Source organism: Paenarthrobacter sp. NCHU4564 (assembly GCF_052156435.1).
In the GTDB taxonomy this organism is placed as follows: domain Bacteria; phylum Actinomycetota; class Actinomycetes; order Actinomycetales; family Micrococcaceae; genus Arthrobacter.
Window position 1 is genome coordinate 47610 of the sequence record NZ_JBQLIS010000002.1, and the last position, 17848, is coordinate 65457.

A 17848-nucleotide genomic window follows, 5' to 3' on the forward strand; every position below is an offset into this window, starting at 1 on the left:
GCCCTACAGTTTTTTCATGGCAATACAGGACATTTACCCCACCGCGCTGCGGCTTCTTGGCCGCCCGGTGCTGGTGGTGGGCGGCGGCCCCGTCGCGGCACGCCGCGCCAAAGGGCTGCTCGACGCCGGCGCGAAAGTTACGGTGGTCGCTCCCGTTGCCTCTGACAAACTTCGCGCTTTGGTCGATTTGGGCCTGCTCGCTTGGGAGCCCCGCGAATACCGGGCGGAAGACCTCGACGGCGTCTGGTTCGTCCAGACGGCAACCGGCGCTGCCGCCGTGGACACCCAGGTGGCGGCCGACGCCGAAGCGCAGCGCATCTGGTGCGTCAATGCCTCCGACCATGAAGCATCGGCTGCCTGGACCCCCGCGGTGGCCGAGGTGGACGATGTCAAGATCGCCATCAATGCCGGGGGAGACCCGCGCCGCGCCATGGCTCTGCGTGACGCCGTGGCTACGGCGCTCGAATCCGGCGATCTTCCCCTTCGCCGCCACCGCAAGGCATCGGCCGCCGGTCATGGAAGCATCGGATCCGTGGCACTCGTTGGCGGTGGGCCGGGGGATACCGGCCTGATCACTGTGCGCGGCCGCCGCCTGCTGGGCCAGGCCGACGTCGTAGTTGCTGACCGTCTTGGACCGCGCGGTTTGCTCCAGGAGCTGGCCCCTGACGTGCGCGTCATCGAGGTCGGCAAGACACCTGGCCATCACCCGGTTCCGCAATTGGAGATCAACCGCATCCTTGTCGAGGAAGCCCTGAAGGGCAACCGTGTGGTCCGCCTCAAAGGCGGCGACCCCTATGTCCTGGGGCGCGGTGGCGAGGAAGCAGAATTCTGCCGGCAGAACGGCGTCGAGGTTGAAGTGGTGTCCGGCGTGACCTCCGCGATCTCCGTTCCTGCCGCCGCCGGCATCCCCGTAACACACCGTGGGCTGGCCAAGGGTTTCAGCGTGGTGACCGGCCACGAAGAGCTTTCGGAAGTCCCCGCACGCCCCGACCACACTGTGGTGTTGCTCATGGGAGTGGCCCAATTGCGCGAGTCTGCGGCTGCCCTGGCCGCCTCGGGTCTGCCTTTGGACACTCCAGTAGGTATCGTAGAAAACGGGTATTTGCCGGAGCAGCGCGTCACGATCGGCACGTTGGAGACCATCGCGGACCAGGCGGAAGCCGTCGGCGTGGCCAACCCAGCAGTCATTGTGATCGGCGATGTTGTCCGCGTCAGCCCCTTTGCACCCCAGCACTTCAAGACCGCTGACTACAGCACCATTACCCCCAACCGTCCCCGCGTCCGCACCAACTAGCCCCCGGCCCAACTAAGTAGCAGCAGAGCACGTTTTGAGCCCTCAAAACGCGCACAACTGCGACTCAGTTGGGAGGCCCGAAAAGAAGAAGGAACACAGCCGTGTCAACTAGCACCACCGTAGGTTCTGCGGACCGTCCGCTTCGCGTCGCCGTCATCGGCTCCGGCCCGGCCGGCGTGTACGCAGCCGACATCCTGACCAAGAGCGAAGCCGTCAAGAGCGGCGAACTCAACGTCAGCATCGACCTGTTCGACCGCTACCCGGCACCTTACGGCCTGATCCGTTACGGCGTCGCTCCGGACCACCCCCGCATCAAGGGCATCGTGAACGCCCTCCACAAGGTCCTGGACCGCGGCGACATCCGTTTCTTCGGCAACGTGGACTACGGCACGGACCTGTCCATCGAGGACCTCCGCAAGCACTACGACGCCGTGATCTTCGCCACCGGCGCCATCAAGGATGCCGACCTGAACATCCCCGGCATCGAGCTGGAGGGCTCCTTCGGCGGCGCCGACTTCGTCTCCTGGTACGACGGACACCCGGACGTTCCGCGCGAATGGCCGCTGGACGCCAAGGAAATCGCCGTGCTTGGCAACGGCAACGTGGCGCTGGACGTCGCCCGCGTCCTGTCCAAGCACGCTGATGACCTCCTGGTCACCGAAATCCCGGACAACGTCTACGCCGGCCTGAAGAACTCCCCGGTCACCGACGTTCACGTGTTCGGCCGCCGCGGCCCTGCACAGGTGAAGTTCACGCCGCTGGAACTGCGCGAACTCTCGCACTCCAAGGACGTGGACATCATCCTCTACGCCGAGGACTTCGAGTTCGACGAAGAGTCCGACCGCCAGGTCCAGACCAACAACCAGACCAAGACCATGGTCGGCACACTCACCAACTGGATTGCCGAGCAGCCGGAGGACCTCTCCGAGCTCAAGGCTTCCCGCCGCCTGCACCTGCACTTCCTGCACAGCCCGGTGGAGATCGTCGATTCTCCGGAGACCCCGGGCAAGGTTGCCGGCATCAAGTTCGAGCGCACCGAACTGGACGGCACGGGCAACGCCCGCGGCACCGGCGAGTTCATCGACTACCCCGTCCAGGCCGTGTACCGCGCCATCGGCTACTTCGGTTCTGCCCTGCCGGACGTCGAGTTCGACCACAAGAAGGGCGTTGTGACCAACGACGGCGGCCGCGTCCTGGACGCCGACGGCCAGCACGTTCCCGGCCTCTACGCAACGGGTTGGATCAAGCGTGGTCCGGTTGGCCTCATCGGCCACACCAAGGGCGACGCCCTGGAGACCGTCACCTACCTGCTTGAGGACCGCGAAAACCTGCCGTTCGCCGAGGTTCCTTCGGCTGATGCAGTGGTGGAACTCCTCGACAGCCGCGGCGTGCAGTTCACCAGCTGGGAAGGCTGGCTGGCGCTGGACGCCCACGAACTCGCCCTTGGCGCAGCGGCAACCGAGGCCGGCGGCTCGCACGGTGTTGAGGTCACCCGTGAGCGCATCAAGGTGGTTCCGCGCGAGGACATGGTCAACATCTCCCGCGACGGTGTAGCCGCGCAGGTCTAGTTCTTCATTTTTCATCAACGCGGGGCCACTGCTGGTGGCCCCGCGTTGTTTTAATCTGGGGTATGGACGTCGTGGTGATCGAGACACCCCAGCTGGGGGACCGCAGCTACCTGGTCCATGACGGTTCAGTGGCGCTGGTGATCGATCCGCAGCGGGACATTGACCGGGTGGAATCAGCGGCTCTTGCTGCGGGCGTCCGCATCACGCACGTGGCCGAAACCCACCTGCACAACGACTACGTCACCGGGGGCTTGATCCTTGCGGAGAAACACGGCGCCGCCTATCTGGTGAACGGGGCAGATCCCGTCTCCTTTGCACGGACCGCCGTGGCGGACGGGGATGTCTTCTCCGTGGGCAAACTGTCCGTGCGGGTGGTCGCCACGCCAGGCCACACCCACACCCACCTCGCGTATGTGGTGCGTGAGGTAACGGACGACGGCGGCACGGAAGCTGTGTTTTCCGGCGGCAGCTTGCTCTACGGCTCGGTGGGGCGGACGGACCTGGTGTCACCCGGGCAGACCGCGGCGTTGGCCCACGCGCAGTATTCTTCTGTCCGTCGACTGGCGGACTCGGCGCACCCGGAGGCCGCGCTCTATCCCACCCACGGTTTTGGATCCTTCTGCTCCATTGGCCCGGCGAGCCACCAGGATTCGTCTACGTTGGCCGAGCAGGCAGCACACAACCACGCCCTCACCGATCCGAGTGAAGAGCACTTCGTGGCCGAACTCCTGTCGAACATCACGGCCTATCCCGCCTACTACGCGCACATGAGCCCGCTCAATGCAGCCGGTCCGGCACCGGCGGACCTGGGCATTCCGGACTCCGTTGAACCCGGGGAGCTGCGACGCCGGCTCTTGGCCGGAGAGTGGGTGGTTGACCTGCGGCACCGGGTGGCGTTCGCGGAGGATCACCTGGAAGGCAGTGTAGCTTTCGAGTACGGCAACGGCTCGAACTTCACCAGCTACCTCGGCTGGGTGATCCCGTGGGACCAGCCGCTCACGCTCCTGGGCTCACACGAGGACGTGGGGAAGGCGATCCGCGACCTGGCGAGGATCGGCATCGACAGTCCGGATGCCGCCGTCGGACCTTCCGGCGGAGCTGCCTTGGCAGTCCTGGCGCCGGGCACACCGCGGTCCGGCTACCCCCACGGTGACTGGAGCCTGCTGCTGAAGGAGCGCGCTCAGGATGATGTGGTCCTGGATGTCCGGCGTCCCGAGGAGTTCGCAGCCTCGCATGTGCAGGATGCCGTGAATGTACCCGTGTATGAACTCCTTGCCCGGATGACCGAACTGCCGGAAGCCAGGGTGTGGGTGCACTGCGCCACGGGGTACCGGGCGAGCGTGGCAGCGAGTTTGCTGGACAGGGCTGGCCGGGACGTGGTGCTCATCAACGCCCGGTTCAAGGACGCGGCCGGCGCGGGGATCCGGCTGGTGCCCTAGGACGTCAGAACTTGACGGGGGTCTTGTCGGCGCAGAAGTCCAGGTTCCGGTAGACGCTGGAGACGGCGGCCTCGGGGTCGTGGGCTTCGAGGGCATCCACCAGCTCGTCATGGCCCTCGCGGGGGATTCCGTTGAAGCCGTCCGTGCGCTGCTGGCGGAGGAGGTCGTTGTGGAACACCCCGCCAAAGGACACGTAGAGCTGGTGCAGCAGGGGATTGCCGGATGCCAGCGCAACCCGTTCGTGGAACTCCCAATCGGCGGAGGCCCAGGTGGGGTAGTCCTCGGCGAGCCAGGCATCGTGCCGGAGGGACAGCAGGCGGCGCATCTCGGCGATGTCCTCAACCGTGGCGTGCTTGGTGGCCAGCCGGGCAGCTTGGGTATCGAGCCCGAGGCGGACCTCCACAATGTGTTCCTGGGTGTGCTCCTGGTACATGCGCTGGGCTGCTCCGGAGATCTCGCTGTTGGCCCGCACGTACGTGCCGTCGCCGCGGCGCACTTCCAGCATCCCTGAGTGCGCCAACGCCTTGATGGCCTCGCGGAGGGTGCCCCGCGAAACCCCCAGCGTTGCCATGAGCTCAGGCTCTGCAGGAATGCGCTCCTGCAGCGGCCACTCGCCGGTCTTGATCATGTCCCGCAGCTTGGCCGTGATCTCCTCGGCGAGGGCCGGGCGGTGCGAAGGGGTCAGGGTCATGCTGTCCTCGGTTGGGTCTTGGATTCAGTGCGCTTGCTGGTGAGAAGGTGGCACGTGACCATGAGCGCCACGGCCACGATGGACAGCAGGCTCAGCGGCAACACCCAGCCCCCGGTGGCGCTGTGGAGCAGCCCCATGCCAAAGGGGCCGATGGCCGCAATCAAGTATCCCAGCGATTGGGCGATGGTGGAGAGTGCGGTGGTTTCCGCCGTCGACTTTCCGCTGCGGCTGATGATCACCAGGACCAGCGGGAAGATGCCCAGGCCGAAGCCAAACAGGACGGCGGGAATGACAGCCAACGAGGTGGGGAGCCACAGCATGGTGCCGATGGCCGCCAGGGTGGAGCTGCTCGCCAGATACAAAGCCGGGCGCAGCATGCCGGGACGGGAGCCGACGGCGAGCAGGACCATGCCTGCGGCAACGGAGACCAGCTGCATGACGCCGAACTGCAGGCCGCTTTCCGAGGCGCTCAGGCCCTGCGAGGTGAGGATGTAGGCGAACCAGCTCATCACGGCGTAGGCCAGGAACGCCTGGAAGGTGAAGATCGCTGTGATGAGGATGCCGAGGCGGGTGCGGAGCAGCGGCCACATGGAGACGGTGGGGCGCTGGCCCTTGGGAGTGTTGCGGTGGGTGTGCAGGACCACGGGCAGGAACCCCAGGAGCGCGGCAACACCCAGGAGCCCCCACGCGGCCAGGCCCATGGACGGCGAACCCAACTGTTGCGCCAGCGGAACGCTCACGGCCGCGGCGAAGGTGGCCCCGCCAGACATGGTGAACGTGTAAAGGCCGGTCATCATGGACATCCGGTCTGCATGGTGCTCCCGGATGAAGGACGGCATGGCCACGTTGCACACAGCAAGCCCGGACATGGCCAGGACGGTGCCGGCCAGGAGGGCTCCGGTGGCGGGAACCGCACGGACCAGCAGACCACCCGCCAGCAGGGCCATGGCGATGAAGATCGCCTTCTCGACGCCCACCCGGCGCGTCAGCCAGGAGGTCGCAAGGCCGGCAACGGCGAAGCACAGCAGCGGAATCGAGGGCAGGATGGAGGCCACGAGCGCGCCGTAGCCCAGCACCTGCTGCAGGTCATGGAACAGTGCCGCGGCGCTGGTGATCCCGGCGCGAAGGTTCAGCCCGATGAGCACCACGGCCACCACACCGACGACGGCGACCGTCCGCGTTTTGGGGGCGCGGGTGGTTGCTGCTCCTGCTGGAGAGATCGTGGGGATGTTTCCTGTGGTGGGTTCTACTGAAGTCGCGGCCATGGTTTAAAGGTTAGACGTTTGACGTCTAATGTCTACACTTCTGTGGCGAATCTCTCCGGCCGGGCAGGCACTTACGTGAGTCCCGCCGTCGAGCGCTTACCGCGGGTTGCGGGAGCCCAGCCGCTGGACCGCCAAAGCCAGCCACAGTTGCACACGGTCCTGCGTCTGCGAAGGGTCGTACCCCGTGAGTTCGGTGATCTGGGCCAGCCGGTAGCGGACGGTGTTGCGGTGCAGGGTCAAGGCCTCGGCCACCGCAGCCACGGAGCCGTTGTGGTTCAGGTAACTTTCCAGGGTGGTGACGAGTTCGGCGCCATGGGCTGCGTCGAACTTCCGCAGCGGGGTGAGGGATTCACTGGCCATGTCCGCCAGCGGCACGTCCTCGCTCGCCAGGAGCAGGGAGGTCAGGCTGAGCCGCTCGGGTTCGTTCACCGGCAAGCCATGCGCCACGGCGTCGCGGGCCTCGAAGTAGCTCCACCGGAGCCCGTTGGGCTTGGTATAGGCGCCGCCGATTCCGATGACCGCGTGGATGCCCGCCTCCTGCAGGTGATCGCTGAGGTTTTTTGCGAGGGCGGTTGCGGAACTGCCGTCGTCGGCGACCGCCACCACCAGGTCCTTCCCGACGACGGCGCTGACGCCGGCCTCCAGCGACTGCGGCAAGGAGATGCTGACCAACTGCTTGTGGTGCGCCGTGGATTCCGCCACGAGGACCACGTTCTTGCGGGTGCTGTTGATGCCCACGCCCGCCAGGCGCCGGGCCGCCTCAATGGTCTCCAGGGTTCCGTGGATGACGTCGTCCAGCACCTGCCCGGCCATGGCGCGCTGGGCCTGCCGCTGTTTGACCATGTTGTTCAGCTCCACGCTGATGAGGTTCTGTGCGTAGCTGACGATGCCGGAGTCCACGAAAGGCTGCCGCAACCACAGTGTGCAGGCGTCCCTGCGGCCGGTAGGGATCGGGTACGAAGCCCAGCCATCCGCCGTCGGGGCCGGTTTGCCGGGGACGCTGTTGTACAACTGCGCGCTGAACTGGGTGAGCACCACGTCGGTACGCAGCATGCTGCCCAGTTGCTTGAGGAGCTCGGACAGGCCGCCGCCGGTGAGGAGTGCGCGGGCCAGGATCTGGTGTCCGGCCAGGAGCCGTTCGAGGTTGGAGTAGTGATCCGCCGAATGGGATTCGGCCACCAGCTTGCCGATGGCGATGAACGGGATCTCGTACGGGACTTCCACCAGCGGCAGTCCCCAGCGGTTGGCCTCGGCGGTCAGGGCATCCGGGACCGACTCGTGCGTGAGCCCGATACCGAAACCAATGCCGACGGCGCCTGCGCGCTGGACCTGCCGGACAAAGCGTCGCTGGTCGGCGGCGCTCTTGAGGCGCAGGCCGGTGGTGAGGACCAACTCTCCGCCGCTGAGGAACCGCTGCGGATCCTCCAGTTCCGTCACCGCAACCCAACTGATGTCCTGGTTCCAGGTGGTCTCGGCGAGGCCGGTTTTCCGGAGCTTCAGGGAGGGGACAGCGACGAGCGAAGCGAGGGACATTGCCATGCTTCCAAGCTTAACCTGCCACTGGGCAAGCGCACTAAGCGCAGTGTTCTTGTGTGTGCAGCTGACTATTCCTTGCGTCACGTTGCTGGCATAGGCTCTGAAAAGCTAAACCCATGCCCAGACACCGAAAGAGGGTTGCACACCGTGGTTCAAACCTTGCAGAACTTCATCAACGGCGAGTTCGTTACGCCGTCAGGTACGGGTCTCCTGGATGTGGTGAATCCCACCAACGGGGAGATCGTGGCCAAGTCGCCCATTTCGGTGCAGGCGGACGTCGATGCTGCCATGGCCGCCGCGAGCGAGGCTTTCAAGACCTGGAAGCACGTCACGCCGGGCCAGCGCCAGCTCATGCTGCTCAAGCTCGCCGATGCGGTGGAAGCCAACAGCGACGAACTCGTTGAAGCCCAGCACCGCAACACCGGCCAGGTCCGTTCCCTGATCGCCTCCGAGGAAGTTGCCGCCGGCGCCGACCAGCTCCGCTTCTTCGCAGGAGCCGCTCGTCTGCTCGAAGGCAAGTCCGCCGGCGAGTACTTCGAGGGCCACACCTCCTACGTGCGCCGCGAACCGATCGGCGTCGTGGCCCAGGTCGCTCCGTGGAACTACCCGTTCCTCATGGCCATCTGGAAGATCGGCCCCGCCCTGGCTGCCGGCAACACCGTGGTGCTCAAGCCCTCGGACACCACCCCTGAATCCACCCTGGTACTGGCACGCCTGGCAGGCGAGATCTTCCCGGCCGGTGTCCTCAACGTGGTCCTGGGTACCGGCGAGACCGGATCGCTCATGGTCGAACACAAGGTTCCCGGCCTGGTGTCCATCACCGGTTCCGTCCGCGCAGGCATCGCCGTTGCCAGCGGCGCAGCCAAGGGCCTCAAGCGTGCCCACCTGGAACTCGGTGGCAAGGCTCCCGCGATCGTGTTCAAGGACGCCGATATCAAGAAGAGCGCCGCGGCCATCGCCGAGTTCGCTTTCTTCAACGCAGGCCAGGACTGCACCGCGATCACCCGCGTGCTTATCGAGGACTCTGTGCACGATGACGTTGTGGCCGCAATGGTGGAGCACACCAAGACCCTGCAGACCGGTTCGCAGAATGACGAAGACAACTACTTCGGCCCGCTGAACAACGTCAACCACTTCAACGCAGTGACCTCCGTGGTGGAGAGCCTGCCGGCGAACTGCAAGATCGTCACTGGTGGTCACCGTGCGGGCGAGAAGGGTTTCTTCTTCGAGCCCACCATCATCACCGGCGCCAAGCAGAGCGACGACGTCGTCCAGAAGGAAACGTTCGGACCCGTCATCACCGTCCAGAAGTTCAGCACCGAGGCCGAAGCGCTCGAGCTGGCCAACGACGTCGAGTACGCCCTGGCGTCCAGCGTCTGGACCACGGACCACGGTACGGCCATGCGCATGAGCCGCGACCTGGACTTCGGCGCCGTCTGGATCAACACCCACATCCTGCTGACCGCAGAGATGCCCCACGGTGGCTTCAAGCAGTCCGGCTACGGCAAGGACCTCTCCATGTACGGCGTCGAGGACTACACGCGCATCAAGCACGTGATGTCCGCACTGGATGCATAGCGCTGTCGCGTAAGAATTTCCCCGTTTTTAGAAAGGCAACCCCCTCATGACCACCACCGCGAACGAGCTCTCGTACCGCATCGAGCAGAAGCGCAACATCAACGGCGCTTTCCCCGGCCCCAAGTCGCAGGCACTGGCTGAGCGCCGCTCCTCCGTCGTTGCTGCCGGTGTCGCCTCCGGCGTCCCTGTCTACGTCGAAGACGCCGACGGCGGCATCATCCGTGACGTCGACGGCAACTCCTTCATCGACCTCGGCTCCGGAATCGCAGTGACCAGCGTCGGCGCATCGGATCCGGCCGTCGTCGCCGCCGTCCAGGAAGCCGCCGCGCACTTCACCCACACCTGCTTCATGGTGACCCCGTACGAGGGCTACGTCGCCGTGGCCGAGCAGCTCAACCGCCTCACCCCGGGCGACCACGCCAAGCGCACGGTGCTGTTCAACTCCGGCGCCGAAGCCGTGGAAAACGCCGTCAAGGTTGCCCGCCTGGCCACCGGCCGCGACGCCGTCGTAGCTTTCGACCACGCCTACCACGGCCGCACCAACCTGACTATGGCACTGACCGCCAAGGCCATGCCGTACAAGACCAACTTCGGCCCGTTCGCGCCCGAGGTCTACCGCATGCCCATGAGCTACCCGTTCCGCGAAGAGAACCCGGAAATCACCGGTGCCGAGGCTGCCAAGCGTGCCATCACCATGATCGAGAAGCAGATCGGCGGCGACCAGGTAGCCGCGATCATCATCGAACCCATCCAGGGTGAAGGTGGCTTCATTGTCCCGGCCGAAGGCTTCCTTCCGGCACTGTCCGCATGGGCCAAGGAAAAGGGCATCGTGTTCATCGCCGACGAGGTCCAGTCCGGCTTCTGCCGCACCGGTGAGTGGTTCGCCGTGGACCACGAAGGTGTTGTCCCGGACATCATCACCATGGCCAAGGGCATCGCCGGCGGTATGCCGCTCTCCGCGATCACCGGCCGCGCCGACCTGCTCGACGCCGTCCACCCGGGTGGCCTCGGCGGCACCTACGGTGGAAACCCGGTGGCCTGTGCAGCAGCGCTTGCCGCGATCGACACCATGGAGCAGCACGACCTCAACGGCCGCGCACGCCACATCGAGGAACTGGCCCTGGGCAAGCTCCGCGAACTGGCAGCTGAAGTTTCGGTTGTTGGCGACGTCCGTGGCCGTGGCGCCATGCTCGCCATCGAACTGGTCCAGGCCGGTTCCAAGGAGCCGAACGCAGAGCTCACCAAGGCCGTTGCTGCCGCTTGCCTCCAGGAAGGCGTCATCATCCTGACCTGCGGTACCTACGGCAACGTCATCCGCCTGCTCCCGCCGCTGGTGATCAGCGACGAACTGCTGCTGGATGGCCTCGAGGTTCTCGCGAAGGCCATCAAGGCGAACGCGTAAGCTTTCAGCGCACGAGGCGGGACGGGGGTTCAATTCCCCCGGCCCGCCTCTTTTGCGTTAGTCGCCGAGTTCGCGGGAACCCGGCCATTTCGTGGGAGCTTTGCCTGCGATCTCGCACCCCTCCCGCGAACTCGGCCTCGGGCGGGGGCTTCGGTTCCAGTGAACGCCCGACGCCGGCGCTTGCCTAGGTGCCCAGCGTCAGGTTCTTTTGGTGGCCGTGTCCGTCGAGCTGGACCTCAATCGTGCTGGGACCACTGAGGATTGTCCCCTCATCCGCGCTGACCAGTTTGCTCCAACTGCCGGGCACGGTGACCCGGACACTGGCCTGCGTACGGGACGGATCCGCGACGGAAACGGTCAGCGTTCCGTTTACACGGTGCGCCGCAAGCGTGCAGGGTCCCGAAACCGTGTAGCCCTCCGCGCTGCCCGCTGCGTAGAAGTTGGCCATGACCAGCCCTTCCTTGTCCAGCCCGATCATCTGGATGTCCGCCGAGTTGGCGAGGACCTTCACGTCCGGATGGGCGGATTGGTAGAACGTGGCCTCGTGGGACGCGGCAGGCAACGCCATGTAGGCATAGCCCGATCCGGCGGGATCCTTTCCGTGCCGGTGGGTGAACGTGACGTAGTCCCGCGTGACGGCATCCTTGCTTCCGCCGGTGTCCGCCCCGGAGTTGATGTCGTACCAGCTACCCGTCCTGCGGATGACGGCCAGTTCGGCAGTGCCGGTCACGCCCGGAGCGTCCAGGAGCACGTACCCGCCGTGTCCCTCAATGTGGAGCGAGCGGGTGATCCGGACGGCCGGATCACCCGGGAGGAGGGTGCGGTTCCGTGCATCGGTTCGCAGCACCGGAACGTTTCCGGCCTCGAAAGACCGGTTCTCCAGCGTCGTCCGGACCGACGCCCCGCCTGTTCCCGTAATTCCTGCACCGAGGCACACCAGGGCGTCGTCAAGGAAGAACCACGACTTCCGGCCGGACAGCGACTTGTTGTGGTTGAGATGGTCCATGCCCACCACGCCCCACCGGCCGTTGACTGTCAGCCCACCGGCGAAGGCCTGGTAGGCGCGCGGGATTCCGGTACCGGCACTTCCGGCGCCACTGGTGCGCTGCTGGTCGTTGACCGTGGTTCCGGGGAGTGCATAAGGATCCACTGTCGGCCAGAATCCGGCGCTGAACTGGGCAGGGTCCTGCCGGGTGTAGATGAAGGTCATGCCGTCGCCCTGGTACCAGCCCAGGTTGTTCTCGCTGTTGCCCCACTCATACCGGCCGATGCGGTTGGAAGACAGGTTGACCGTGCAGCCCCATTGCGGTCGATGATGCACCAACCGGTCCTGGTCGGCAAACATGCGGCTGTAGACCGGGGCAGGGGTTGCCGTGACGGCAGCATCGGACAGCACCGCGAGGGACAACAGGGACTTCGCCAGGCTTTGCGTCGGGTGGCCCACCAGTTTCTGGTCGGCGCACCGTTCCAGCCAACCCTTGGCCAGGGAAAGGAACCGGGACCTGTAGGGCTCTTCGCACCCTGGTGCCAGGAGAAGGACTGCGGAGATCAAACCGAAGCCGCTGACGTAGTCCGGTTCCCTTTGCCTCGAAACAGCCCGGCCGCGGATGGTGTCCATGATTCGTCCGTCCCAAACGAAGGGGGCGAAAGTGTTTTCCACGGCATCAAGGAGCACGGTTTGCTTGGGGTCGTTCACAGCCCAGGTGCTGCCGCCCAGCATGGCGATGATCTCCGCGATGCCGGCCAACGCCACCACCCCGTACGTTCCGGCATAGGGAAGGTAGCTGTGCTGGACGAAGGAGCCGTCCGTGTAAAAGCCGTCCCCCTTGCTGACGTACGTGAAGACGCTGTTCTTCCCTCCGCGCATCGTGTCACTCAGGGCATCCCGGCCCAGGGCGATTTCCTCGGGCTTGTTGTCCAGGATGCCCCGCATGCAGCAAGCCAGGGACTTGTCCACCCGGTTGGCTCCGGTCTCGGCCAGCGTTGTGGCGCGCCCCCGCCAATTGGGATCGGGGGCAAACCAGCGGACGGCGGCCAGCAGGGATGTCCTCAGGTTTTCAGGGACCTCTGCATGAAGGAGGGTCAGGATGTCCACCGTTTTGCGCGGCACTCCGATTTCCCAGAACCACCAGTTGCCTGCGGCCCGGATCGTGGAGTTGTACGCGGTGTCGCTGAGCAATTGCAGTCCGGTCACGATGTCTGCCGCCAGCTCGGAGTTGCCCGCGTAGGGGCTCCCCGGAACCGCGTATCCCAAAGCCATGTCATAGAGCCGGTTGAAGTGGAGGCCCAGATTGCCCGTAGCAGTGGCGGATTGGCCGATTCCGGTCAGGGGAATGTCATTCCAGAGGGACGTCCGGACTGGCGCCTTGTCCATGGAGCTCCACCATTTTTCAGCGGTTTGCCCCATGCCCGCCAGTTGTCCGGCCAGCTCCGGGACGCCCTCTGCGCTTCGGCTGCCCGTGAGGACCAAACGGCGGCGATCGACGAGTTCGGTGAGCCCGGCGGGCGCGGCCGGGGCGGGGCCTGCCTGGGAAAGCAAGGCTCCGGCGAGTGCTGCTGCGCCCACGGTACGGAAGAGGGTCCTGCGGCTCATGGGGTGTCCTGTTGAGTTCACAACTGCTCCGTTTCGAGAGGGTCGGCGTAACTGACTGGCAGAAGCGGTTGTTCCCGGCCCTGGGAACAACCACTACTGCGAGCTACGTGGGAAAAGTTTCCGCAACCCTATGCCCGCTCCACGTGCACCTCAACAGATGTGAACAAAAGTGCTCAGGACAACTTCCTCCGTAACGAGCAGGCAGCGCCGAAGGATCGTCCACGGGATCGCTGGAAAGTTGCGCCTACGTGGGGAAACTTCCCGCGAGGGCGCATGCCTCCAGCGAACTCGGCGAGCCAGCCGACTCAGGCCGCGGCCAGCCGGGCTTTCTTCTTCAAAACGGAGTTCTTGCGCGCGGTCCGGAGCATGTCAATGGTCAACAAAAGCAGGGCCAGCCACACCACGAAGAAGCCGATCCAGCGGGCCGTGGTCATGGTCTCGTTGAAGATGGTCAGCGCCACGACGAACTGGAGCACGGGTGCAAAGTACTGCAGCAGGCCGATGGTGGTCATGGGCAAACGCCTCGCGGAAGCACCGAAGAAGAGAAGTGGCACGGCGGTTATGACGCCGGAGGCCAGGATCATCCAGAAGTGCGCCGGGCCCTGGGTTGTCAGGGTGGCTGCGCCGGTAGTGCCCAGCACCACCATGGTCACGGCGGCGAACGGAGCCAGGACCACGGTCTCTACGGACAAGCTGGTGATGGCGTCCACCTTGGGCCCTACACGCTTCTTCACGAAGCCGTAGAGGCCAAAACTGAAAGCCAGCATCAAGGCGATCCACGGCAACTGCCCGTAGGAGTAGGTAAGGACACCCACGGCAACAAAACCGATGCCAACCGCCGTCCACTGGAGCGGCCGCAGCTTTTCCTTGAGGACGAAAACGCCCAGCAGCACGGAAACCAGAGGGTTGATGAAGTAGCCAAGGGATGTTTCCACGGCATGGCCCGTGGTGACGCCAAAAGTGTAGGTCAGCCAGTTAATGGCGATCAGGACTGCCGCCAGGGCGAGCGGACCCATGATGGTCCGGTCCCTCATGGCCCGCCCGAGGACCTTCCACGTCCGTGTGACGGTGATCAGCAATGCACAGAAGAGCAGCGACCACACCACACGGTTGGCAACGATCTCGACGGCCCCGGCAGGCTGCAGCACGAAGAAGTAGATGGGGAGCAGGCCCCACAATCCGTAGGCTCCGATGCCGAAAAGGATTCCGGTGGTTTCGCTGCGCACGGGCTTGCCGCCCGAGGTACTCCCGACGCCCGTTCCCTTGCCGCCGCCCCCGTCTGCCCCCGTCGTGGGTTGTGCTGCGGATGATGCGGGAAGGATCTGCTCAGGTGTCGACACAAAGGCGCCAACACCGCGACCCGGCGCAATATTCCGCAATGTTCGGCTTGTTTTTAGGATTCTTTGTGACTCGTGCCATATGGGCGGTGGGCCCGGGGGTGCGTGTCTAGAATTGGAATCTGCGCGCCCCGACCACGGGCGTGGCTCACTGCTTCGGAAGGGCTTTCGGTGTCCAACTCAGCCACCTCTCCCCAACGTCCGCTTCGCGTTGCCATTGTGGGCGCGGGTCCCGCAGGTGTGTACGCGGCGGACATCCTCACCAAGTCCAACGAAGTCAAGGGCGGCGACGTTGAGGTCAGCATCGACCTCTTCGAGGCCTACCCGGCACCCTACGGCCTGATCCGGTACGGCGTGGCCCCGGACCATCCGCGCATCAAGGGAATCGTCAACGCGCTCCACAAGGTCCTGGACCGTGGCGATATCCGGTTCCTGGGCAACGTCACGTATGGGCGCGACCTGACCCTCCACGACTTCCGTTCCTTCTACGACGCCGTGATTTTCTCCACCGGTGCCATCAAGGACGCTGACCTGAACATCCCCGGGATCGAGCTGCAGGGTTCGTTTGGCGGTGCCGATTTCGTGTCCTGGTACGACGGCCATCCGGACGTTCCGCGTGACTGGCCGTTGGAAGCCAGGGAGATCGCGGTCATTGGCAATGGAAACGTGGCGCTGGATGTTGCCCGCATGTTGGCCAAGCATCCCGAGGAACTGTTGGTTACCGAGATTCCGGACAACGTGTACCAGGGCCTGAAGAAGTCGCCCGTCACGGATGTCCACGTCTTTGGCCGCCGTGGCCCCGCCCAGGTTAAGTTCACGCCGCTGGAACTGCGGGAACTTTCGCACTGCAAGGACGTGGATATTGTCCTGTACCCCGAAGACTTCGAGTTCGACGACGCTTCGGATGAGGCCATCCGCACCAACAACCAGACCAAGACCATGGTCAACACCTTGACCAACTGGCTGGTGGAAGAACACGCCGAGTCGGAACAGCCGTCCTCGCGCCGCCTGCACCTCCACTTCCTGCACAGTCCGGTGGAGATCCTCGATTCCCCCGAAACTCCCGGCAAAGTGTCCGCGATCAAGTTCGAGCGGATGGAGCTCGATGGCACGGGCAACGCGAAAGGGACGGGGGAGTTCCTGGAGTACCCGGTGCAGGCCGTGTACCGCGCCATCGGGTATCACGGTTCGCCGCTGGATGAGCTGCCGTATGACGCCCGCCGCGGCGTCATTCCGAACGACGGCGGCCGCGTCCTGGACGCCGATGGCCAACCGGTCCCGGGCATCTACGCCACGGGCTGGATCAAGCGCGGCCCCGTCGGCTTGATCGGTCACACCAAGGGCGATGCACTGGAGACCATTGGCTGCCTGCTGGAGGATCGGCTCAACCTGCCACCGGCCACCAACCCGGATCCGCAGGCCATCATCGATCTCCTGGAGGAACGCGGCATCGAATACACCACGTGGGAGGGCTGGAACCGGCTGGACGCCCACGAACTCGCACTTGGTTCGGCCTGGTCAGACGCTCCTGAAGCCGACGGCGTGGTGCGCGAACGCATCAAGGTGGTTCCCCGCGAGGAGATGATCCGGATTTCCCGCGGCTGAAACACAGCTGGCGGACGGCCCACGCCCACCCGGTCCGGTAAGCCGGCAGCGGTACACAAAGTGTGCGGCCGGAATTAGACTGACCCGTACCGTCTGCCGTCAGCACACCCTTTTGCCGCCAGGGAGTTCGATGAAGAGCCCGATCCACCCGCCTGTTCCGGGCAATGATGCCCCGGAGCTGTTGCAGCGGCGTGCCCTGTCCGGCCATGAGCAGCTCGGAACCCTGTCCGCAGGTGAGGTCATTCCCGGCCTCCGCAGCCTGGTCCGTGAGTCCTGGCAGCGTTCTGCCGGTTTCAAGGCCAACCCGGATGTCGCAGAGGCTCCGCTGGCCATGGACCGTGACGAGCTGGAGGATTACCGCCGTCAGCACCCGCTGGCCACGATCATGCCCGTCATCCGGAAGTTGCTGGTCCAGCCCAGCCACGACAGTGGCCTGTTGGTGGCGGTCGGCGACGACGTCGGACGCTTGCTGTGGGTGGATGGGGATCCCGTCATGCAGCGCCGTGCGGAGAGCATGATGTTCGTCGCCGGCGCTGATTGGTCCGAGGCGTCCGTGGGGACCAGCGCCCCGGGCACGGCCTTGGCGGTGAACCGGAGCATCCAGATCGCCGGTGCGGAGCATTTCAAGCGTTCGGTCCATCCGTGGAGTTGCACGGCGGTTCCTTTCCATGACCCGGACAGCGGTGCAGTGCTGGGCGTCGTGGACATCACCGGAACGGAGACCGCCGTCGCCCCGCACACTGTTTCCCTGGTGGAGGCTACCGTTGCCGCGGCCCAGGCGCAGTTGCGGATCGAGCGGCTTCAGCTCGCCGCTTCGGCACGCGAGAAACCACGACGCCGGCACTCGCCGTCCGCGCGCGGGGGCGATGAGCGCCGGAACACGCTCTACCGCAACAGCCTGCAGTTGCTGGGGCGGGACCAGGCCCTGCTGAGCATCGGCGGACGTACTGTAGCGTTGTCGGCCCGCCACAGCGAGATCCTGGCGATTTTGGGCAGCCACCCTGCCGGGCTTAGCGCGGAGGAGTTGTGCGCCCGGTTGTACCCCGGCGACGGATCAGCCGTTACGCTCCGGGCCGAGATGGTGCGGCTCCGCAAAGTCATCCAAGAGCTCAGCCCCGAGGCTGTTCCTGAGTCGCGCCCGTACCGGCTGCCGGTGGAGTTGCTGCCGGACGCCGGACAGGTGCTGACCTGCCTGCAACGTGGCGCCCACCGTATCGCCTTGGAAATCTACAAAGGTGCGGTTTTGCCGCGTTCGGAGGCGCCCGGCGTCGTGCAGTTGCGTGAGCGCGTGTCGCACCTGCTGCGCGAAGCGCTGCTGAGCGATGGCAGTGTGGACTCGCTGCTGAAGTACGCGCAGTTGCCTGAGGCGAAGTACGACGCCGACCTCCGCCTTGCCGTCCTTAAGCTCCTTCCGCCGCGGTCGCCCAAGCGCGCCGCCGTGGTGGCCGACCTTGAACGGCTCGAAAGCGAAATGACTGCATAGTGATCTGATTCACACGGTTGCAACGTTGCTGCAACCTTCCCGCTCCTAGGCTCACAT

At 65.2% G+C, this 17848-nt stretch carries 12 protein-coding genes; 7 read left to right on the plus strand and 5 right to left on the minus strand.

What is annotated here, in order from left to right; genetic code table 11:
* Positions 1-16 precede the first annotated feature (16 nt).
* The 3 genes from cobA (at position 17) to ACSVIE_RS02695 (ending at position 4301) form a co-directional block, all read left to right on the plus strand.
* Positions 17-1294, plus strand: coding sequence for a uroporphyrinogen-III C-methyltransferase (gene cobA, locus ACSVIE_RS02685; protein WP_442422938.1), 1278 nt, complete (start codon positions 17-19; stop codon positions 1292-1294).
* A gap of 101 nt (positions 1295-1395) precedes the next feature.
* Positions 1396-2862: an FAD-dependent oxidoreductase gene (locus tag ACSVIE_RS02690; RefSeq protein ID WP_426003766.1), complete on the plus strand. Its 1467-nt coding sequence runs from the start codon at positions 1396-1398 to the stop codon at positions 2860-2862.
* A 62-nt stretch (positions 2863-2924) separates the two neighbouring features.
* The gene (locus tag ACSVIE_RS02695; RefSeq protein WP_442422939.1) at positions 2925-4301 is read left to right on the plus strand and encodes an MBL fold metallo-hydrolase; all 1377 of its coding nucleotides are present in this window, start codon (positions 2925-2927) and stop codon (positions 4299-4301) included.
* Between the two features lie 4 nt (positions 4302-4305).
* On the opposite strand, the gene ACSVIE_RS02700 is transcribed toward ACSVIE_RS02695, so the two are convergent.
* The 3 genes from ACSVIE_RS02700 to ACSVIE_RS02710 form a co-directional block, all read right to left on the minus strand.
* Entirely contained in the window at positions 4306-4992 is a 687-nt protein-coding gene (locus ACSVIE_RS02700; protein ID WP_442422940.1) for a FadR/GntR family transcriptional regulator, read from the minus strand.
* A complete protein-coding gene (locus tag ACSVIE_RS02705) occupies positions 4989-6257 on the minus strand; it encodes an MFS transporter (RefSeq protein ID WP_442422941.1) in 1269 nt (422 codons plus the stop codon). Before ACSVIE_RS02705 ends, ACSVIE_RS02700 begins: the two co-directional genes overlap by 4 nt.
* Positions 6258-6353: 96 nt before the next feature.
* The gene (locus ACSVIE_RS02710; RefSeq protein WP_426003762.1) at positions 6354-7796 is read right to left on the minus strand and encodes a PucR family transcriptional regulator; all 1443 of its coding nucleotides are present in this window, start codon (positions 7794-7796) and stop codon (positions 6354-6356) included.
* 144 nt (positions 7797-7940) lie between these two features.
* Between ACSVIE_RS02710 and ACSVIE_RS02715 the strand changes: the two genes are divergently transcribed.
* Both ACSVIE_RS02715 and gabT read left to right on the plus strand, forming a co-directional pair.
* Positions 7941-9371: an aminobutyraldehyde dehydrogenase gene (locus tag ACSVIE_RS02715; RefSeq protein WP_426003761.1), complete on the plus strand. Its 1431-nt coding sequence runs from the start codon at positions 7941-7943 to the stop codon at positions 9369-9371.
* A 46-nt stretch (positions 9372-9417) separates the two neighbouring features.
* Entirely contained in the window at positions 9418-10773 is a 1356-nt protein-coding gene (gene gabT / locus ACSVIE_RS02720) for a 4-aminobutyrate--2-oxoglutarate transaminase (RefSeq protein ID WP_442422942.1), read from the plus strand.
* A 184-nt stretch (positions 10774-10957) separates the two neighbouring features.
* Here the strand turns inward: gabT and ACSVIE_RS02725 are convergent, their stop codons facing one another.
* Positions 10958-13366 (minus strand): polysaccharide lyase 8 family protein, encoded by a 2409-nt coding sequence (locus ACSVIE_RS02725; protein WP_442422943.1) that lies wholly within the window; start codon positions 13364-13366, stop codon positions 10958-10960.
* A gap of 305 nt (positions 13367-13671) precedes the next feature.
* The gene (gene rarD, locus ACSVIE_RS02730; protein WP_442422944.1) at positions 13672-14745 is read right to left on the minus strand and encodes an EamA family transporter RarD; all 1074 of its coding nucleotides are present in this window, start codon (positions 14743-14745) and stop codon (positions 13672-13674) included.
* 129 nt (positions 14746-14874) lie between these two features.
* On the opposite strand from rarD, the gene ACSVIE_RS02735 reads away from it, so the two are divergent.
* Together ACSVIE_RS02735 and ACSVIE_RS02740 are read left to right on the plus strand one after the other, a co-directional pair.
* Positions 14875-16308, plus strand: coding sequence for an FAD-dependent oxidoreductase (locus tag ACSVIE_RS02735; RefSeq protein ID WP_442422945.1), 1434 nt, complete (start codon positions 14875-14877; stop codon positions 16306-16308).
* Positions 16309-16438: 130 nt separating this feature from the next.
* Positions 16439-17791: a GAF domain-containing protein gene (locus ACSVIE_RS02740; protein WP_442422946.1), complete on the plus strand. Its 1353-nt coding sequence runs from the start codon at positions 16439-16441 to the stop codon at positions 17789-17791.
* Positions 17792-17848: the final 57 nt, after the last annotated feature.